The sequence below is a fragment of the Pseudomonas saponiphila genome (assembly GCF_900105185.1).
GTDB classification, from domain to species: domain Bacteria; phylum Pseudomonadota; class Gammaproteobacteria; order Pseudomonadales; family Pseudomonadaceae; genus Aquipseudomonas; species Aquipseudomonas saponiphila.
This window is the reverse complement of sequence record NZ_FNTJ01000001.1, coordinates 1,060,961-1,080,148: the sequence shown is the minus strand read 5'-3', so window position 1 is coordinate 1,080,148 and position 19,188 is coordinate 1,060,961. Positions and strand designations below refer to the sequence as shown.

General features: G+C 65.0%; 21 protein-coding genes. 12 read left to right on the top strand and 9 right to left on the bottom strand.

Annotation, left to right across the window (positions count from 1 at the left end; all coding sequences use genetic code 11):
• Positions 1-144: 144 nt before the first annotated feature.
• Together BLV47_RS05170 and BLV47_RS05165 are read left to right on the top strand one after the other, a co-directional pair.
• Positions 145-726 carry a DedA family protein gene (locus tag BLV47_RS05170; protein WP_092310655.1) on the top strand — a complete coding sequence of 194 codons (582 nt, stop codon included), beginning with the start codon at positions 145-147 and terminating at the stop codon, positions 724-726.
• Positions 727-846: 120 nt separating this feature from the next.
• A complete protein-coding gene (locus BLV47_RS05165) occupies positions 847-2,094 on the top strand; it encodes a 2-aminoadipate transaminase (protein WP_092310650.1) in 1,248 nt (415 codons plus the stop codon).
• Between the two features lie 25 nt (positions 2,095-2,119).
• On the opposite strand, the gene BLV47_RS05160 is transcribed toward BLV47_RS05165, so the two are convergent.
• The 3 genes from BLV47_RS05160 to BLV47_RS05150 form a co-directional block, all read right to left on the bottom strand.
• Positions 2,120-2,707 (bottom strand): hypothetical protein, encoded by a 588-nt coding sequence (locus tag BLV47_RS05160; protein ID WP_092310647.1) that lies wholly within the window; start codon positions 2,705-2,707, stop codon positions 2,120-2,122.
• A 4-nt stretch (positions 2,708-2,711) separates the two neighbouring features.
• Positions 2,712-3,155, bottom strand: coding sequence for a DUF3592 domain-containing protein (locus tag BLV47_RS05155; RefSeq protein WP_208605246.1), 444 nt, complete (start codon positions 3,153-3,155; stop codon positions 2,712-2,714).
• Between the two features lie 129 nt (positions 3,156-3,284).
• Positions 3,285-4,115, bottom strand: coding sequence for an amidohydrolase family protein (locus tag BLV47_RS05150; protein WP_092310641.1), 831 nt, complete (start codon positions 4,113-4,115; stop codon positions 3,285-3,287).
• A gap of 150 nt (positions 4,116-4,265) precedes the next feature.
• On the opposite strand from BLV47_RS05150, the gene BLV47_RS05145 reads away from it, so the two are divergent.
• On the top strand, positions 4,266-4,892 hold the full coding sequence (locus BLV47_RS05145) for an SMI1/KNR4 family protein (protein ID WP_092310638.1): 627 nt from the start codon (positions 4,266-4,268) through the stop codon (positions 4,890-4,892).
• Positions 4,893-4,896: 4 nt separating this feature from the next.
• Here the strand turns inward: BLV47_RS05145 and BLV47_RS05140 are convergent, their stop codons facing one another.
• A complete protein-coding gene (locus BLV47_RS05140) occupies positions 4,897-5,511 on the bottom strand; it encodes a hypothetical protein (RefSeq protein WP_143038239.1) in 615 nt (204 codons plus the stop codon).
• Between the two features lie 210 nt (positions 5,512-5,721).
• Here BLV47_RS05140 and BLV47_RS36695 point away from each other — a divergent pair, with 210 nt between their 5' ends.
• A complete protein-coding gene (locus BLV47_RS36695) occupies positions 5,722-5,847 on the top strand; it encodes a hypothetical protein (RefSeq protein WP_279626567.1) in 126 nt (41 codons plus the stop codon).
• 10 nt (positions 5,848-5,857) lie between these two features.
• On the opposite strand, the gene BLV47_RS05130 is transcribed toward BLV47_RS36695, so the two are convergent.
• A complete protein-coding gene (locus BLV47_RS05130; RefSeq protein ID WP_143038238.1) occupies positions 5,858-6,565 on the bottom strand; it encodes a hypothetical protein in 708 nt (235 codons plus the stop codon).
• 232 nt (positions 6,566-6,797) lie between these two features.
• On the opposite strand from BLV47_RS05130, the gene BLV47_RS05125 reads away from it, so the two are divergent.
• Positions 6,798-7,655 (top strand): DUF4087 domain-containing protein, encoded by an 858-nt coding sequence (locus BLV47_RS05125; protein WP_092310629.1) that lies wholly within the window; start codon positions 6,798-6,800, stop codon positions 7,653-7,655.
• Between the two features lie 8 nt (positions 7,656-7,663).
• On the opposite strand, the gene BLV47_RS05120 is transcribed toward BLV47_RS05125, so the two are convergent.
• From BLV47_RS05120 to BLV47_RS05105, 4 genes are all read right to left on the bottom strand, one after another.
• Positions 7,664-8,461: a GNAT family N-acetyltransferase gene (locus BLV47_RS05120; protein WP_092310626.1), complete on the bottom strand. Its 798-nt coding sequence runs from the start codon at positions 8,459-8,461 to the stop codon at positions 7,664-7,666.
• A 1-nt stretch (position 8,462) separates the two neighbouring features.
• The gene (locus tag BLV47_RS05115) at positions 8,463-8,939 is read right to left on the bottom strand and encodes an HIT family protein (RefSeq protein WP_092310623.1); all 477 of its coding nucleotides are present in this window, start codon (positions 8,937-8,939) and stop codon (positions 8,463-8,465) included.
• A gap of 111 nt (positions 8,940-9,050) precedes the next feature.
• Positions 9,051-10,658 carry a 5-guanidino-2-oxopentanoate decarboxylase gene (locus BLV47_RS05110; protein WP_092310620.1) on the bottom strand — a complete coding sequence of 536 codons (1,608 nt, stop codon included), beginning with the start codon at positions 10,656-10,658 and terminating at the stop codon, positions 9,051-9,053.
• Between the two features lie 123 nt (positions 10,659-10,781).
• Positions 10,782-11,702 (bottom strand): LysR substrate-binding domain-containing protein, encoded by a 921-nt coding sequence (locus BLV47_RS05105; RefSeq protein ID WP_060842013.1) that lies wholly within the window; start codon positions 11,700-11,702, stop codon positions 10,782-10,784.
• A gap of 225 nt (positions 11,703-11,927) precedes the next feature.
• On the opposite strand from BLV47_RS05105, the gene BLV47_RS05100 reads away from it, so the two are divergent.
• The 7 genes from BLV47_RS05100 to BLV47_RS05070 all read left to right on the top strand — a co-directional run bounded on the left by BLV47_RS05100 (position 11,928) and on the right by BLV47_RS05070 (position 19,137).
• The gene (locus BLV47_RS05100) at positions 11,928-12,722 is read left to right on the top strand and encodes an ABC transporter ATP-binding protein (RefSeq protein ID WP_016966681.1); all 795 of its coding nucleotides are present in this window, start codon (positions 11,928-11,930) and stop codon (positions 12,720-12,722) included.
• 49 nt (positions 12,723-12,771) lie between these two features.
• Positions 12,772-13,545 carry a transporter substrate-binding domain-containing protein gene (locus tag BLV47_RS05095; protein WP_092310618.1) on the top strand — a complete coding sequence of 258 codons (774 nt, stop codon included), beginning with the start codon at positions 12,772-12,774 and terminating at the stop codon, positions 13,543-13,545.
• Positions 13,546-13,596: 51 nt separating this feature from the next.
• Positions 13,597-14,310, top strand: coding sequence for an ABC transporter permease (locus tag BLV47_RS05090; RefSeq protein WP_092310615.1), 714 nt, complete (start codon positions 13,597-13,599; stop codon positions 14,308-14,310).
• A 9-nt stretch (positions 14,311-14,319) separates the two neighbouring features.
• Positions 14,320-15,024 (top strand): ABC transporter permease, encoded by a 705-nt coding sequence (locus BLV47_RS05085; protein ID WP_092310612.1) that lies wholly within the window; start codon positions 14,320-14,322, stop codon positions 15,022-15,024.
• Between the two features lie 43 nt (positions 15,025-15,067).
• Positions 15,068-16,249, top strand: coding sequence for a pyridoxal phosphate-dependent aminotransferase (locus BLV47_RS05080; protein ID WP_092310609.1), 1,182 nt, complete (start codon positions 15,068-15,070; stop codon positions 16,247-16,249).
• Between the two features lie 216 nt (positions 16,250-16,465).
• Positions 16,466-18,214 carry an amidohydrolase gene (locus BLV47_RS05075; RefSeq protein WP_092310606.1) on the top strand — a complete coding sequence of 583 codons (1,749 nt, stop codon included), beginning with the start codon at positions 16,466-16,468 and terminating at the stop codon, positions 18,212-18,214.
• On the top strand, positions 18,211-19,137 hold the full coding sequence (locus BLV47_RS05070) for a CobW family GTP-binding protein (protein WP_092310603.1): 927 nt from the start codon (positions 18,211-18,213) through the stop codon (positions 19,135-19,137). The genes BLV47_RS05075 and BLV47_RS05070 overlap by 4 nt, the downstream gene beginning before the upstream one ends.
• Positions 19,138-19,188 lie beyond the last annotated feature (51 nt).

Below are 19,188 nucleotides of genomic sequence, written 5' to 3'. Positions count from 1 at the left end.
CTAGGTTCTGATGGACTGGCCGGCGCCCTGGCGGTACCTGCACTGGAAGATCCCGGGCACTTGTGCCGGTGAAGGGAATCAGAGCCATGTGTAACCTGATCACCGCCCGGCTTGTTTTCATGCCTCCTGCGGAAGCCCTTGCCCATGCTCGAACACCTCGACCTCAACGCCCTGATCGCCGCCTACGGCTACTGGGTGATCTTCATCGGCTGCCTGCTGGAGGGCGAAACCGTGTTGATCCTCGGCGGCATGGCGGCGCATCAGGGCAGCCTGCAGTGGCCGCAAGTGATCGGCTGGGCCACCCTGGGCGGCATCCTCGGCGATCAGTTGCTGTTCTGGACCGGCCGTTATTCCGGGGCGCGCCTGTTGCCCAGGCTCAAGCGCCATCAGGCGGCCATCGAACGGGTCCAGGGGCTGATCCAGCGCTACCCATCGACCTCGGTGTTCGCCGTGCGCTTTCTCTACGGCATGCGCCTGGTCGGCCCCATGGTGATCGGCGCCAGCGGCCTGGCGCCCTGGCGCTTCGCCCTGCTCAACGTACTGGGCGCGGCGGTCTGGGCCATCTTGTTCGTCAGCGGCGGCTACTGGGCTGGCGAAGCCCTGGAGCATTTCCTCGGTGACCTGAAGCCCTATCGCCTGCCGATCTTCCTCGGGGTAATAGCGCTGGTGGCCCTGATGGCGCTGGTACGGCATCTGCGCAACCGGCGCAGGGCGCAACAGGAGTGAAGTAGAGGCTGCGGCACATCGGGAATTTTCATACTGACCCGGCGACTTTATTTCGTTTGTCCCGGCCCCCCGGCCCCGGCTTAGATAACGGCTCGTTTCCGGCACCCAGAGCCCGCATCCATGAGCCACGAGAACATCAGCCGTTCAATTTCCACCGTTCACCCGATCCGCCTCAGCCACGGGCGCAACGCCGAGGTCTGGGACAGCGACGGCAAACGCTACATCGACTTCGTCGGCGGTATCGGCGTGCTCAACCTTGGGCATTGCCATCCACGTATCGTCGCGGCCATTCAGCAGCAGGCCACCCGGCTCACCCACTACGCCTTCAACGCCGCGCAGCACGAGCCCTACATCGAGTTCATGCAACGCCTGGCGGCCTTCATCCCGGTGCGTTACCCGGTCAGCGGCATGCTCACCAACAGCGGCGCCGAAGCCGCGGAAAATGCCCTGAAGATCGTCCGCGGGGCCACTGGGCGCAGCGCGGTCATCGCCTTCGACGGCGGCTTTCACGGGCGCACCCTGGCCACCCTCAACCTCAACGGCAAGGTGGCGCCCTATAAGCAGAAGGTCGGCGTGCTGCCTGGACCGGTGTATCACCTGCCCTACCCCAGCGCCGACAACGGCGTCAGCTGCGACGAAGCGCTGAAGGCCATGCAGCGCCTGTTCAGTGTGGAAATCGACATCGAGGAAGTGGCTTGCTTCATCCTCGAACCGGTGCAAGGCGAAGGCGGCTTCCTGGCCCTGGACGCGACCTTCGCCCGGGCTTTGCGCAACTTCTGTGACGAACATGGCATTTTGTTGATCGCCGATGAAATCCAGTCCGGCTTCGGCCGCACCGGACAGCGCTTTGCCTTCTCGCGCCTGGGCATCGAGCCGGACCTGATCCTGCTGGGCAAGAGCATTGGCGGCGGGTTGCCACTGGGGGCCGTGGTGGGGCGCAAGGAATTGCTCGACGTGCTGCCCAAGGGCGGCCTGGGCGGCACCTACTCGGGGAACCCGATTGCCTGCGCGGCAGCACTGGCGACCCTGGAGGAAATGACCGACGAGCACCTGCAAACCTGGGGCGAGCGCCAGGAACAGGCGATTGTGCAACGTTATGAGGCCTGGAAAACCGATCGGCTGAGCACCTTTCTGGGCCGCTTGACCGGGGTCGGCGCGATGCGCGGCATCGAGCTGGTCAACGCCCGCGGCGAACCGGCGCCGGAGCACCTGAGCACCCTGCTCGGCAGCGCCCGGGAAGCCGGGTTGCTGCTGATGCCCAGCGGCAAGTCGCGGCACATCATCCGCCTGCTGGCGCCGCTGACCACGGAACCGGAGGTGTTCGAGGAAGGCCTGGACATTCTTCAACACTGCCTGGCGCGCCTGTGAGTCCAGGCACGCCAGTGGGCCTTTCCTAGAACAGATAGCCCATGAACACCCCAACGCCACCACCGGCCTGCACGCCGGCATTCATGCCGGCCATGACCACCGCGCCCTTGGCGGACTGCACCAGTTTCTGATTGACCGTGGAGGAGGCAATCAGCGACGTCGCCGGGTTGGAATTCAAGGCTACCGCCAGCGCCAGCAGTTTCGGATCCAGGCCGAACAGCAGCGCCGTGGCCGAGCCGCCCACCACCAGACCGGCGGCGACTTCGGTGTACATGCAGGGGCCGGTGATGTCGTCGCTGGTCAGGTCACGGCTGACCAGGGCGTCGCTGACAAACACCTTGCCGGTGCTGGGGAAGGCTTCGGCGGCGCCGGCGCCGGCGACACTCTTGCCCTTGATCTGGAAATTGATCTTGCCGAAGCGCGGCAGACGCGCGCCGAAGCCCACGCCCACGCCCAGCCCGCCATAGCGATAGCTGACATCCTGGCCCTGAGGTGAGCGCAGGATGATCGAGCCGCCACTGCCCGCCACCAAGGCCACGGTCAAACCGCCGCCGCTGGCGGTCTGGTACTGCCAGCGGCTCTCATTGACCGGGATGGGGATGTTGTAGCTCATGAATTCAAAGTCCTTTTAATGGCTGGGGCGCGCGGCGACCGCGCTGGCTGACGACAGCGACAAGACCGGCAAGGGCGAATACCAGACCGATCAGGCCCAGCACGCCAGGAGTCGCCCAGAGCGCTGCGGGGTCATCGATGACCGCACTGTTGGCCGGTCGCTCGGGCTGGTAGTACACCCGCACCGGCTGATCTTTCTGGTAGCCGAAGATAAAGCCGCCCTGGGGGTAGGAAATTTTCTCACCGCTGCCGGTAGTAAAGGCAATTTCGGGGTGCGAGCCACCGGCGTTCAGATCACTGACGATACCGTCGGCGGTCTGGGCACTGGCGATAAATTCGCGACGGTCGAGGGTGAGGTTGACGGCGATGACCAACAGGCCGATGCCGATCAGAACAAACAGCAGACCCTGGAGGATCTTGCCGAGGCGTGACGGGGTGGAGTTAGCCATGGGCTGTCTCGATATTCGTCCGTGAAAGAGGGAGGCCACGATAACAAGAAACCTCCCACCAGAAAAACCGCTGCCGCACGCGGCAACGGCGTCCAGGCGCCCGGGGGGGTGGGCGCCTGATGCCGACGCTTACAAACCGAATACCCGACGGGCATTGCCCTGGAGAAATTTGTCCGCAATGGCCGGCGGAAGTTCCAGAGCTTGCACCTGTTCCAGGCATTTTTTCAGCGACAGCTGGGGGAAGTTGCTGCCGAACAGCACCTTGTCCTGACCATAAGTGCGCATGAAATGCAGCAACTGCGCAGGGTAGTAGGTGGGCAGATAAGCGGAGGTATCGATGTGGATGTTGTCGTGCTTCCAGGCCAGGCCGATCATCTCGTCGGTCCAGGGATGCCCGATATGCCCGCCAACGATCACCAGTTCGGGAAAGTCCAGGGCCACCTCATCCAGGTAAGGCACTGGCCGCCCGGTTTCCGAAGGCATCAGCGGCCCGGTATGACCAACCTGGGTACAAAAGGGAATACCCAACTCGATGCATTTCACATACAGCGGGTAATACAGGCGGTGATTGGGTGGCAGTTTCCACAACCAGGGCACGATGCGCAGGGCCTTGCAGCCCAGCTCCTTGACGGCCCGCTCCAGCTCGGCCACCGCCGCCATGGGCCGGCTCAGGTCCACCGTGGCCACGCCGACGAAACGTTCGGGAAAGGCCCGGGTATAAGCCGCAATCTCATCATTGCTGAACACCCAGCCCTCGGGCCGGCACCAGGCCGAGAGCATGAGTTTCTCCACACCTGCCTGGTCCATCAGTTCCACGGTGTGCTCAATGCTCAAGGCCTGGTCCAGCAAATGCGCGGCCCCGGACTTCTCGAACAACCGCGCCACTTCCGGCAACAGCGCCCGGGCACGGCCGTTGGCCGGCTGCGCCCAGGCATCGATGACTCCCGCTTGCAAGGTCATTGGGCGGTCCTCCCTTATGAATTCAAGATCGAAAGCACAGGCTAGGTCCGGACCTTACCGCCAACAATGTCCGCAGCGCTCATCAGGCTTGACCCATCTGTTCAAGCCATGGATAAAAGCTGCCCCTTCCCGCCCTTGCAAGGACGCTGCATGACCGATCAAACCATCCCCGAACAATGGCCTCCCGCCGGTTGCCCGCCCCTGGCCTGGCCCGAACTGCCTGATCAAGTCGCGCGGCTGAACTGGTACCTGGCGGTCATCGGCGCCTATGGCGCGCTATGGGAAGGCCACGTCAACGAGCCGCAACTGACGCCGGTTGGCGAGGACGCCCTGCAGGCCCTGGAGCAGCGCCTGGGCTGTCCGCTGCCTCCCTCGCTACGCGACTATCACCGGCAGCTGGGGGTGCTGTCCCTGGCGGAAACCCTCTGCAGCGTCGAGCCCGGCAACCTCTGCATCCAGCCACTGCTGGAAGCCTACCCCGGCATCGTCGATATCCCCGAGAGCGATCTGGACCTGGCGCTGGCGCACCAGTTGATCGCTTTCGGCGACTACCTGGGCAACGGCAACCTGTTCTGCTTCCACCGGGAAAGCGGCGCGGTCTACTACTTCGACCACGACACAGGCACAGCGCTGACGCGCTTCTTCGACTCGCCCGAGGAGTACCTGGATGCCCTGATGCTGCTGTGCCTGGCCGAGGTGCATGACGACGATGACGGCGCCGAAGCGCTGATCAGCCAGCGCTACGGCAAAGACCTGGTGCGTAAGTGGCGCTATTGAGCGGTCAGTCAGTGACGGCGCCTACTGCTGCGCCAACCAATACAAAAGGCAAGAGAACAATGGTGAAGATGCCCATCCACATACCCATGTAGGCGTTTTCAACCTTTTCCGACAGTCCGTGTTTTACCGGCGCGGTTTCGGTGCTCAGGCTGGCAGCGAGCCGATAACGGTAGCTCTGGGCATCCGTGTCTCTTCCGCCTTTACGCTCGCAAGGGGTCGTCGATTGGCTGGCGTAGATATCTCCAACCTGACGAGGCGCCCCGCCCGGGCGTGCCCGACGGGAGTTGAACTCGGCAATCGTCGCCTGCAACTGCGCAGACTCATCTTTGAAGGCATTTTCGCAATCACTTGCGACTTCGAATGGGCCGCTGAGTTTCTCAACTCTATCCACCCACAAGGTGCGCTCCAGATACAGACTTAGCTTGGCACCCGCAGGGGCTTTCAGCTCGTAGATCGAGAGCCCGCTCATCGTCTCCAGGCCCGTATCGGACAGCGCCTTGAACTCGTCAACGGAGAGCCGTTGATTGAGGGTGTAACCATAAACCTGAGGGCCCGCCACTCTGGGTTTGGCTTGCGAAGCGCATCCGCCCAAGGATGAAACGATGAGCGACAGGCTCACTACTGTGCACAGCCCCCTTTGCATAAAATCTCCCTGATTTCCATGAACGACTGAATAGCCTGGAGCGAGAGTACTCCAGCTCCGCCCCATCACCCAGCGAACAAGGACGCTCCATGTTGCAACCTGTGGCATCAACGACGAGGAAACCGGCTTACCCGCCGCTGGTGGCACCTGCCTGATGGCGTTGCTCGACAGCGGGCACATCAGGTGGTGGCTACCTGGGCAGATGCCTTGGTGCTGCTGTGCCTGGCCGAGGTGCATGCCGACGATGACGGCGCCGTAGCGCTGAGCGGCCAGCGCTACGGCGAAGACTTGGGCCGCAAGTGGCGCTATTGATCCTGGTGCTTCATTTACTTGCCCCTGCGCGCTGCCGGGCGCAGTAGCCGTCGCCATCATCCGGTTGCGACTGAAAATCGGTGCAGCCGCCCCCCATGAACGCGCCCAGCGCGACAAAGGGCAACAGGAGTATCGCCTGCGTGATGTCCCGGGCCTGGGCATGCGGGTCCTCGACCTTGCGCTGAAAGTCGTGCTCATGGGCTGCCGTTTCGGTTTGCAGGGTGGCCCAGAGGGTGTAGCGAAAGGCTTGTGCTCCGGGCCCCTGGCCAGCGACACGCTGACAGGCGTCCAGCGCCCGGACGGCATAGACCTCCCCCACCTGACGCGGCACTCCCGCCGGGCGGGCCTGACGGGCGTTGAAGTCATCGATCAGGGTGGTGAGCTGCATCTGGTCCGCCTGCTGGGCCGCCTGGCAATCGCTCTCGGCAGGGAACTCCCGGCTGGTACGGGCCAGCGTATCCAGCCACTTGCGGTAGTCGGTGTAGAAATCGAACTGACTGCCGTCCGGCAACACCTGCTGATACAGCTTGAGGGGCCCGATATAGTGCTTGCCGGTGTCAGTCAGCCGCTGCACCTGCTCACGGCTCAAGGGCTGATTAAGGGTGTAGCCATACACCTGCGGGCCCTCCACCGCTGGCCTGACCGGCGCCGTGGTACAGGCGCCCAGCGACGACAGGATGATCGCCAGGCTTAAAACACTGCACAGCATCCTTTGCATGACAGGCCTCAGGGCAGGTGGAGGGCTCGTTGGCCAGGCGCGAGATTACGCCATTTCCCAACCGCTGTTTCGGCCAGGCTTAGCGAAGCCTTAACTGCGCAGAACATCAGGCAGCTACAAGGGTCCAGGCCATCCTGGTCCTGAGGCGTAGCCATTCACGCCCCCTATCGGGTTGACGCGCCTCAAGCGGCGCCCCACTGTTCCCTCCCCGCCCCTCGAACAAGGATGCTCCATGCTTCAGCGCGTCATGCTTTGCACCCTTCTGAGCGTTTTCACCCTGCCCACGTTCGCGGCGCCGGCCAAGGTCGAACGCCGTTGCGGCTGGTTCGAGAACCCGACACCGGCCAACGCCACCCTGACCGACCGTGACGGCGTCTGGGAAATTGCCAGCCAGGGCGGCTATCAGGCCGAAGGCGACTGGCCCACCTTCAACGACCAGCAATGGGTGCGCACCAACAACCACTACGGCTACGGCTGTGCCTGCGTCAGCGCCAGTGCTGATCCCCGGACGCATCGCCTCGACCAATTGCACAAGGCCCAGGCCCGCCCGCTGTCCGTCTGTCGCAGCGATCCCAGGCTGTATGAACCCTTGCGGGAGGAGGACGGGATTCCGGTATTACCCAAGGATTCGCCACGCTTCAAGGGCCCGGGATTCAGCCTGCAGTACCCCAAAGGCTGGAAGCTCAGCCAGACGCAGAACTGCCTCACCCTGGACCACCCGAAAAAACGCCCCCAGGAGGAATACACCCTCCACCTGTGCCTGCGACAGGGCAGCCTGGAACAGGCCGCCGAAGAGCTGTTTTTCTATCAGGAGAACGGCGTCTGGATGCGCAGCGCCGGCAGGGATGCTCCCAGCCCGGTGCAAGACCTATCAGGCCCCGGCTGGAAAGGATTGCGGGCCTATCAGACCTGCGGCATCAGCGATGAGGAAACCGGCTTTCATGCCTATGGTGGCACCTGCCTGATGGCGTTGCTCGACAGCGGGCAGCGTCAAGTGGTGGCTGACAGCGTGGGGTTCTTCCAGGACTTCGCGACCCTGGACGCGATCCTGCACTCGATCCGCTTCGCCCCGGTGCCAGCCGCGCAATAGAACCCGTACTAAGGCACGGCCCGATACAGGGTTTGCAGGTGGGACAGGCGCAAGCCGCAGTGCTCCAGGTTGCGCCGGCTTTGCGAATTCACCAGGGCAGTGGCACCCACACTCTGGGCACCGAGGGCGGCGGCCTGCTGCAAGCGATGGACGATCAGGGCCCGGTGATAACCCTGGCCCCTGGCGGCCTTGGTGGTAAAGGCGGTGCCCAGGTAGGCCACGTCGTTGTCGGCGAGAAACAGCGCCGCCCCGGCCACCGCCATGCCCTGCTCGCGCACCAGGTACAAGTACCCACGCCCCTCATTGAGCAATCCGCCGAAAGCCGCCTGATTGATCGTTCGCGCCGCAGCAGGGGTGTTGAAACTTTCGCCATGCAGCGCGCAGAAGTCTTCCAAGGTCGAGTCACTCACCGGTTCGATATCCAGCAATGAAGGCGGCGCGACAATCTCCGCCAAGGGGGCGAACAACTGCCCGTGGGTCCAGCCCTTGAGGCGCTGCAACGGCTGCCCTTGCAGATCCAGGGCAGGCGCCACCTTGACCGACTCGGCGATCAAGGCGATCGCCGGGGCGTAGGCCGCGCAAGTCTGTATCAGATCGACAAGACTGCCGGCCTGTTGCCCGCAGTCGCCATGCACCCGGTTCATCATCGGACTGGGATTGCCAGCGACGACAAAGGCGCCACAGCCCGGTTCGCCATGCAAGCTGGCCCCATGGGGATTGCCCGGCAGGTTCGCCAGCCCCTGGACCCGGGTCCGCAGGTATTGGTGCTCCGCATACTCCAGCGCCAGCGCGCGACGGTGATCCATATCAGCGGCCACCTATCGGGGTTTCACTGACCCAGGGCACGCGCACCTGTTCGGCGATGCCGGCAGCCTGCTGCTGCAAGACTTCCAGTTTCGCGCGACGCCCGAACACGCCAGTGAAATGCAGCAGCAAGCGCCCGGCAAAGCCCAGGCCGTCGCCACGCTTGCGCGGGATCAGGTGCAGATGGGCATGGGGGATATGCTGGTTGGTGGCCCGGCCATCGTTGACCAGCAAGTGGGTGCCTTCGACGCCGTAGCCGGCGCGCCGTTGCGCGGCCAGCAGGCCGTCGAACACCTGATACAGGTGCTGGCGGACGAAGCCGGGCAATTGCTCGAGCTTTTCCACATGGGACTGGGGAATCAGCAGGACATGCCCCGCCCCCAGTGGATGCACGTCCATGAAGGCCATGCAGTGTTCATCACGGTAGACCACGGCCGCCGGCAGGGTGCCGGCGACGATTTGGCAGAAAATGCAGTTCATCCCTGAATCCTCAAGTGACAAGGTGCGTCCTGGCGAGCGAGGCCAATGTAACCCACCTTGTTCCTTGAACGCCCGCCTCTTCTTGGCAGGGGCGCCGAACCGGTCGGCGGATCAGTCCAGGGCCAGGTAGGCCCGGGCGTCGACCTCGATCATCACCGGCTGCCGGGTGTCCTTGAGGGTCTGCAGCAAGTCCTGCAGTTGCCCTGGGGTGTCGGCGCGATGGTGCGCTACGTGAAAGCTTCGGGCCATGGCCTGGAAATCCGGGGTGAGGATGTCCACCCCCAGCGGGGCGATGTCCCGGGCCTGCATGTAGTCGCGGATCTCGCCGTAGCACTGGTTGTTCCACACCAGCAGGATCACGCCGATCTGCGCTTCCTTGGCGGCGATCAACTCGCTGCTGGCGAACTGCAGGCCGCCATCCCCCACCAGCGCCACCACCGGGCGCTCCGGCCGTGCCAGCTTGGCCCCCATGGCCGCCGGCAAACCGTAGCCCAGGGTGCCGTAGCCACTGCCGGCATTGAACCAGCTGGCCGGTGCCGGGGCCTGATAGCCGCTGGCGCCCTGATACACCGGCTGGGTCGAGTCGCCCACCAGGATCGGGCTGCCCAGGGTGTCGCGCAGCAGGTCGAGCAAACCTTGCAGGCCTTGTTGCTTGGGCGTCCAGCCAGCACGTTCGGCCTGGTTGACCCGCTGCACGCTGTCCACGGCCCAACGACCGCGAGAGCTGGGCTGCAGCACTTTGCCCAGCAAGGCCTGCAAGCCCTCCAGGGCATCGCCCACCAGGCCGACATGGGCTCGTTGCACGCCCATGACCTGCATCGGGTCGATGTCCAGGCGGATCAGCGAGCCCTTGAAACGCAGCGGCCCCAGGCCGAAGAAGTCGTAGTCGGTTTCCCCTAGCTCAGTGCCCACCGCCAGCACCACATCCGCCTCATCGATCAGGGCCCGGCCGTGGGCCGACGACTGCACGCCGTCGAGCAGCAACGGGTGGGCGCAGGGCAGCAGGCCGCGGGCGTTGGTGGTCAGAGCCACCGGCGCTTGCAGGCGCTCGGCCAGTTGGCGCAGGACTTCGGCGCAACCCCGAGCGCCGCCACCGGCGAGGATCAGCGGGCGATGAGCGCTGTTGAGCAAGGCCACCGCCGCGTCGACCGAAGCTCCGGCAGGCGCCGGCGCACCGGGCAGGCTGCGGGGCATCAGGTTGAGGTCGGTGGCGGGCATGTCCAGCACATCCAGGGGAATCTCGATGTGCACCGGCCGTGGCCGAGCGCACTTGAACACGGCAAAGGCCCGGGCCAGCAGCTCGGGCAATTCCGCGGGGGCTTGCAGGGTGTGGCTGAAGGCACAGACCCCGGCCACCATCGCCCGCTGGTCCGGCAGTTCATGCAGATGGCCATGGCCCAGGCGCAGATGTTCGCGACGGTTGACCGTGGAAATCACCAGCATCGGTACCGAATCGGCGTAGGCCTGGCCCATGGCGGTAAGGATGTTGGTCATGCCGGGGCCAGTGATGATGAAGCACACACCCGGCTTGCCGCTGGCCCGGGCATAGCCGTCGGCCATGAAGCCGGCGCCCTGTTCGTGCCGCGGACTGACATGGCGCAGGCGACTGCCGTGCAGGCCGCGATACAGCTCGACGGTGTGCACGCCGGGAATCCCGAACACCGTGTCCACGCCATAACCTTCCAGCAAACGCACCAGGGACTGGGCACAGGTGGTCATCGACTACTTCCTCTTGTTCTTATGTGCGGGCGACACCCTGCGCCCTGCTGATGCCGAGGGACATTAGTCGCTGCACCCGCGGGGCAACAATCGAAAAAAATCGCCGCGATTGCTCAATAAAATTCACGCTTTGCCATTGCGCCGGGGCTCCGGGTGCAAGCGGGTGATGCCTTGCAACTGCGACTTGACCCACTCGCTGAAGGCCAGCACCACCGGACGCTCGGCCTTGAGCAGATCGGCCACCAGGTAGTAGCCGCGGTTGGATTCGATCTCGGTGCCGAAAGGCTGCACCAGTTGCCCCCTGGCCAGCGCCTCGCCGCTGATCAGATTGTCGCCCATGGCGATGCCCTGGCCGGCGATGCAGGCCGACTGCACGAAGTGCGCGTCGGCGAACACGATGCCCCGGCGCACATCGACATTCGGCGCCCCGGCCGCCGCCAGCCAGACCCGCCAGTCGGAGTAGTCGATCATGTGCAGGAGCAGGGCGTGGTCCAGGCTGTCGAGGGTTTTCAATCCGCCCATGGCATTCACCAGGCTCGGGCTGCACACCGGGAAATAGCGCAGGGAGACGATCTTCTGCACATGCTGGTTGGGCCAGTCGCCCATGCCGTAGGCGACGAACAGATCAACGCTGCTGTCGCTGGTGTCGCCTGGCGTGCGCGGTGACACCAGCTGCAATTCGACCTGGGGATACAGCGCCTGGAACTCGGCGATATGGGTGCACAGCCAATAGGTAGCGAACCCTGGCGGGCTGCTGATGCACAGCCGCCCGCTGACCTGCTGGCCGTCGGAGCGCTGCCCGGCCTCAAGGATATTGGCCAGCAGCAGGTGAATGTCCCGGGCATAGCGCTCGCCCTGGTAGGTGATGCGAATGCTGCGGCCCTGGCGCTCGGTCAGGGCGAACCCGAGGGTCTGCTCCAGGCTCTTGATCTGATGACTGATGGCGCTGGGGGTCAGGTTCAGCTCATTGGCGGCTTCGGCGACACTGCCCAGGCGGGCCACCGCGTCCAGGGCGCGCAGGGCGGTCATGGAGGGATAACGCATACCGATCAGGCCTCGACTGCAAGAAAACGAGTGTCCGCACCATAGCCGCAATCGTGCTCCGGCAATAGCCTTGCCCGTCGCTGAAAAAATCCCCGACTGCTGAAAAAAATTACCGGATAGGGCTAAAAATGCTCGATTGACCCCAGGCCATCGATAGCTAATTCTCCAGCCCTACCCTGTGCCGGGTGCTGCCCGGCCATCGCACAATAACAAGAGGGTCGACCCTTGCAATCGCAGCCCAACTCCGTCAATCCCGTGGTGGCGATCGATGATCTGCACAAGAGCTACGCCGATCACCACGTGCTCAAGGGCATAGCCCTGCGCGCCAATGAAGGCGAAGTGGTGTCGCTGATCGGTTCCAGCGGCTCGGGCAAAAGCACCCTGCTGCGCTGCATCAACCTGTTGGAAATCCCCTGCAGCGGCAGCCTGCGCATCAATGGTGAAGAGGTGCGTCTGAAGACCGATCGCGCTGGCAACCCGCAGGTTGCCGACCCGGCCCAGGTGGCGCGCTTGCGCACGCAATTGAGCATGGTGTTCCAGAGCTTCAACCTCTGGCCCCACCGCAGCGTGCTGGAAAACGTCATCGAGGCGCCGGTGTATGTCCTCGGTGAAGACCGCAAGGACGCCATCGCCCACGCCGAGCACCTGCTGGAAAAGGTCGGCCTGGCCAACAAGCGCGACGCCTTCCCGTCCTTTCTCTCCGGTGGCCAGCAACAACGGGTGGCCATCGCCCGGGCCCTGGCCATGCGCCCCCAGGTGCTGTTGATGGACGAACCGACCTCAGCCCTGGACCCGGAACTGGTGGGCGAGGTGCTCAAGGTCATCCAGGGCATCGCCGAGGAAGGCCGCACCATGATCCTGGTGACCCACGAAATGGCCTTCGCCCGGGATGTATCGAGCAAGGTGATGTTCCTCCACCAGGGGCTGGTGGAAGAAGAAGGCCCGCCGCAGCAAGTGTTCCTCAACCCGGTCAGCGAACGCTGCCGGCAATTCGTCATGGCCCAGGAAAACCGCGTCTGACGTCCCGCTTCAATCCTTGAAAACAACAACTTCGATAAAGGGTAAAGCCATGAAAAACCTGCTCAAGGTGCTCGCCACCGGTTGCCTGTTCAGCGCAATGGCCAGCCACGCGGTGGCCGCCGACAAGATCGTCTTCGGCATTGCTTTGGAACCCTACCCGCCGTTCTCGATGAAAAGCGGCAACGGCGACTGGAGCGGCTTCGAACCGGAGCTGATCAAGGCTCTGTGCGAACGCATGCAGGCCCAGTGCCCACTCAAGGAAGTGGCCTGGGACGGTTTGATTCCGGCCCTGCAATCGAGCCAGATCGATGCCATCCTCAACTCCCTGAGCATCACCGAGGAGCGCGAGAAGGTCATCGATTTCTCCGCGCCCTACTACCAGACCCCGGCCATGTGGGTCGCCGACCAGAGCCTGGACCTGGTCACCACCCCCGAGGGCCTCAAGGGCAAGCTGATCGGCGTGCAGGGCTCGACCTCCAACGCCACCTTCGCCAAGACCTACTACGGCAAGACCTCGACCCTGCGCTACTACACCACCCAGGACGACATGATCGCCGACCTGCAGAGCGGGCGCATCGACGTGATGCTGGCCGACGCGCTGACCATCGAGCCGATCCTCAAGACCACCGCCGGGGCCGGCCTGGCAGACAAGGGCCTGGCACCGAAAGACCCGCTGTTCGGTTCCGGCATCGGCGTCGGCCTGCGCAAAGGTGACAGCGCCCTGCAGCAACGGATCAACAGCGCCCTGGCCTCGCTCAAGGCCGACGGCACCTACGACAAGATCCGCAGCCGCTACTTCAGCGTCGACATCTCTGCCAACTAAGCCGTCCGGCGCGCCCGCTTGCGCGGGCCGCCGGCGTTGACTGGATACGTCATGATTTCTCTGTCCGACCTTTCCCAACTGTTCGTCGCCGACGGCTGGCTCGGCGCCCTGGCCCAGGGCGCGCTGGTGTCCTTGCAGATTTCCGCCGGAGCCTTCGTCCTCGGCCTGGGCATCGGCCTGCTGGTGGCGCTGATCAAGCTCAAGGGCCCGCGTTGGCTGGTACAGCTGGCCAACGTCTACACCACCCTGTACCGGGCCATGCCCGAGCTGCTGCTGATCCTGCTGCTGTACTACGCCGGCACAGACCTGTTGAACATGGCCATGGCCGCCATGGACCGGCCGAGCGTCACGGTCAACGGCTTCATCGCTGCGGTACTGGTGCTGGGGATTGTCCAGGGCGCCTATTCGGCGGAGATCATCCGCGGCGCGATCCAGGCCATTCCCCACGGCCAGATCGAAGCGGCGCGGGCCTACGGCATCGAGCGCTGGCTGCTGGTGCGGCGCATCCTGCTGCCGAGCATGCTGCCCTACGCCATGGCCGGGCTGTCGAACCTGTGGCTGGTGCTGGTCAAGGACAGCGCGCTGATCAGCATCGTCGGCTACAGCGAGCTGCTTTCGGTGGGCAAGCAGGCGGCCGGTTCCACCAAGCATTACCTGGTGTTCTACCTGGCGGTCGCGGCCTTCTATTTCGTCATCACCCTGGTGTCCGGCCGCCTGTTCCGTGTGCTCGAACGTCGCACCAACCGCTGGCTGCCCCAGCACTAGGAGACTCGGATGGACTTTTCCTGGATCAACGGTTTTTCCACAGAGCTGCTGCGCGGCCTGGGCATCACCCTCAAGCTCCTGCTGCTGAGCGGAATCTGCGGCTTCGCCCTGGCGGTGGTGGTGGGCCTGGGCCGGGTGTCGCGCAATCCGTTGCTGCGTGCGCCCATGCAGTTCTACATCAGCGTGTTCCGCGGTACGCCGCTGCTGGTACAGATCTACATCCTCTATTACGGGGTCGGCAGCCTGTTCGCCGCCTACCCGCCGATCCGCGGCAGCTTTCTCTGGCCCTACCTGCGTGAAGGCTTCTGGTACGTGGCCCTGGCCCTGACCCTGAGTGTCGGCGCCTATGTCGGCGAAGTGCTGCGCGGCGGCCTGCGGGCCGTGCCCCGGGGCGAACTGGAAGCCGCCCGCGCCTATGGCATGGGCTACTGGCTGACCTTGCGCCGGGTCTGGTTGCCCCGGGCCCTGGAGCTGGTACGCCCGACCCTGGTGGGCGAATGCGTGCTGCTGCTCAAGGCCACCGCATTGGCCTCCACCGTGGCGGTCACCGACCTGCTGGGCGCGGCCAATCTGGTGCGCGCCCAAACCCTGAAGGTCTACGAACCGCTGCTGGCGGTGGCGCTGATCTACATCGTCCTGGCCTTTGTCATCGAACACCTGTGCGCACGCCTGGGCAACGCTTCGCAGCATCAGCGGCCCCAGCGTCAGGCCTGAACCCATTTATTGCGCGGGCAATGAGGCCCGTGAGGAGAACAGCATGCGTTACTCACCTTTCGTTCAGCGCATCAGCGGCGAATCCGTCAGCGCCTGGGACATCCACTACGCAGCCATCGAGGCTCGGGGGCGCGGCGAGGACGTGATCGTCCTCAGCGTCGGTGATCCGGACTTCGCCACCGATGCACGCATCAGCGCCGCCGCCAGCGCCGCCCTGGAGCAAGGCGACACCCATTACACCCACGTCCTGGGTCGCCCGGCCCTGCGCGAGGCGATTGCCGCCAAGCAGCGGCGCCTGCTGGGGATCGAGGTCAGCGCCGACAACGTGGCCCTGGTGGCCGGGGCGCAGAACGGTCTGTTCGCCACCTGCCTGTGCCTGTTCGGCAGTGGCGACGAAGTGCTGGTGCCCGAGCCCATGTACCTGACCTACGAGGCCTGCGTGCATGCCTCCGGTGCGCAGATCGCCTGCGTCCAGCAGCCGGCGGCCAACGGCTTTCGCCTGACCGCCGCCGCCCTGGAAGCCGCGCTGACCGACAAGACCCGGGGCATCGCCCTGGCCACTCCGTGCAACCCCACCGGCAACATCTACAGCCGCGAAGAGCTGGAAGCCGTGGCCGAAGTGGCGCGCAAGCACGACCTGTGGGTGATCTCCGACGAGGTCTACGGGCAACTGACCTATGACCGCGAGCACCTGAGCATCGCTTCGATGCCGGGCATGGCCGAGCGCACGGTGATCCTCAACAGCCTGTCGAAGACCCACGCCATGACCGGCTGGCGCGTGGGCTGGGTGATCGCCCCGCCCGCCCTGGTCGGGCACCTGGACAACCTGCTGCTGTGCATGCTCTACGGCCTGCCTGGGTTTATCCAGGAAGCCGCGCTCAAGGCCCTGGAGCTGGATGAAGAAGTGATCGGCAGCGCCCGCGAGGTCTATCGCCGGCGCCGCGACCTGGTGGTGGCCGGACTCAAGTCGGTGCAACTGCTCGATTGCCGCGAGCCGGAAGCCGGGATGTTCATGCTGGTGGACGTGCGCCGCACCGGGCTGTCGAGCATGGATTTCGCCTGGCAGCTGTTCCGCGCCACCGGGGTTTCGGTGCTCGACGCCCAGGCCTTTGGGGCCAGCGCCGAGGGCTTCGTGCGGATCTCCTTCACCGTCGCCGACGAGGTGCTGAAGGACGCCTGCCAGCGCATCGCCGGCTTTGTCGAAACCCTGGGCGCACAACGCTGAACAACAGCCCGATTGTGGCGAGGGAGCTTGCTCCCGTTCGGCTGCAAAGCAGTCGTAAAGGCCTGGCCATCGCGGTCGCGGCCATTGGGGTGGCTACGCCACCCAGCGGGAGCAAGCTCCCTCGCCACAGTAGCCCGCACAACAAGAATGCAACTGAGCTTGTCGCCCACTTTTCTGCCCACCTTTGAAGGGCCCCCTGCTTGAGAGGTTGACCCCGTGACCGCTTCCGACCAATTCAACTCCACCCATAGCGCCGTCGATCAATACGCCGAACTGGTGCTGCACAACGGCCGGATGTACACCCTCGATCCGGCCCAGCCCTGGGCCGACGCCGTGGCCATCCGCCAGGGCAAGCTGATCGCGGTGGGCAGCCTCGCCTCCCTGGCGTCGCTGATCGGGCCCAACACCCGCCAGCACGACCTGGACGGGGCCTTCTGCATGCCCGGGCTGCACGACATGCACACCCACCCGGACCTGGCCCTGGCGCCGCGCTACGCCGACGACCTGGACGTGGGCATCGAAGACCCGACTCCCGAGCAACTGGCGGCGGCGATCCACGCCTATGCCGACAGCCACCCCGGCGGCGGCTGGATCTACGGCCAGTACTGGGTGCGCTACACCTTCCGCGAAGCCGGCCTGACACCGGGCCGCGAGTGGCTCGACAGCGTCATGCCCGACCGCCCGGTGGCCCTGCTGGACCGCATGTGGGGCACCATGATGGTCAACTCCAAGGCCCTGGAACTGGCCGGCATCGACCGCCACACCAGCGACCCGCGCAACGGTTACCTGGAGCGCGACGAGTTGACCGGCGAACCCAACGGCCTGTTGATCGACGGCGCCTACGCCCTGATTCACGCAGCCATGCCGCCGACGCCGGTCCCAGTACTGCGCCGCGCCTACCGTGACGGCGTGCACTTCCAGACCTCGCGCGGGGTCACCGCCACCAAGTACGTGCACGTCTGCGAGAACCGCCTGCAGGCCCTCAAGGAACTGGACGATGCCGGCGAGCTGACCCTGCGGGTGGAAGCCGCCATCAGTTGGCAGGACGACATCTTCCCGGTGCGTCGGCGCTGGGAGCTGCTCAGCGGCGAGCGGCATTTCTATCGCAGCGCGCGCCTGAGCGCCAACGCGGTGAAGTTCCACTTCGACGGCACCGTGGAGCCCAAGTCGTCCTACCTGCTGACCCCCTGGCCGGAAGAATCGAGCTGGCGCGGCAAGCTCAACCTGACCCCGGAACACATCACCGACATGGTGGTGGACATGGACAAGCGCGGCCTGCGGGTGATCGCCCACTGCACCGGCGACGGTGCTTCCGACGTGTTCCTCGACGCCGTGGCCGAAGCCCGGCGGCGCAATGGCAACAGCGGCATCCGTCACCAATGCGCCCACAGCACCCTGCTGCACCCGGGCAACCTCAAGCGCTTCCAGAGCCTGGACGTGATCGCCGAGTTCTCCCCGGCCGCCTGGTACCCGACCCCGTTCGCCAGCGGTGCCCGCTCCGGTTACGGCCAGGAGCGCCTCAAGCGCATCTATGACTTCAAGGGCGTGCTGGCGGCCGGTGGCATCGCGGTGTTCGGCACCGACTGGCCGGTGGCGTCCATCGACCCGTGGCTGGCCCTGGAAACCATGGTCACCCGGCAGAACCCGTGGAACCAGGAGCCCGACACCTTCGGCGACCCCATCAGCCTGGAACAGGCGCTGCAAGTGGCGACCCTCAACGGCGCCCACGCCATGGGCCTGGAACACCTGACCGGCAGCCTGCAAGCCGGCAAGTCGGCGGACCTGATCGTCCTCGACCGCAACCTGTTCGCCCAGGACCCGCGCAACTACATCCACCACACCCAGGTGCAACTGACCTTCGTCGAAGGGCAACTGGTCTACGACCGCCAGGGCATCTTCAGCGACACGCCGTTGCAGGCGGTGTGGGAAGGCCTGCCGCCGGAGATCGAGGGCAAGGAACAATGAACAGCACCCCGAGCATTCCGGTGACCGTGGTTGCAGGCTTTCTCGGCGCCGGCAAGACCACCCTGCTCAACCGCCTGGTGCAGCGCGCCGACAGCGGCCGACTGGCGGTGATCGTCAACGACTTCGGTGAACTGAACATCGATGCGGCGATCATTGCCGAGGTCACCGACGCGGTGTACAGCCTGCAGAACGGCTGCATCTGCTGCACCGTGCAGGAGGACCTGCTGGCGCAACTGCTGAGCCTGTCCAAGCTGCGCCCGGCCCTGGAACGGATCGTCATCGAGTGCAGCGGCGTCTCCGACCCGCAGCGCATCGTGCAGACCATCGGTTACCCGCAACTGCGCAACCGCCTGCACCTGGACGCGGTGATCACCCTGGTGGACGCCAGCGGCTACCAGGACCTGGAAGGGGAAATGGCCCGGCTGTCCCGGGCCCAGGTGGCCTGCGCCGACTGGGTGCTGCTGAACAAGGCCGACCTGGTGAGCCCCGAACAGCTGCAGAGCATCCGCGCCAGCCTCGGCGGCCGCGCTCCGGTGTTCGAAACGGTGCAGGCCGAACTGCCACCCGAGCTGCTGCTGACGCCGCCGGTGCGTTCCACCGAAGTGCTGTTCAAGGCCCTGCCCCAGGCCCACGACGAGCTGTTCGAAAGCTGGGTGTGGAAAAGCTCGCGACCGCTGCAGCCCAAGGCGCTGCGCGACTGGCTGGCGCACCTGCCTGCCGACCTGCTGCGCCTCAAGGGCCTGGTGCGCCTGGAAGGCAATGAACAACCCTATTGGTTGCAGCATGTGGGCAAGCGCAGCCAGTTCACCCTGGCCACCGGGCAACCCACCGAGCATGCCGCGCAACTGGTGTTCATCGCCCGCCGGGGCAGCGATCTGCGTCAGGCACTGGAGGCCGGGGTCAGCGATACGCAGGTGCGTTGAGCGTCAAGCGGCAAGTGTTTAGCCGCAAGCGGCAGCGGCAAGCCAGTAGAG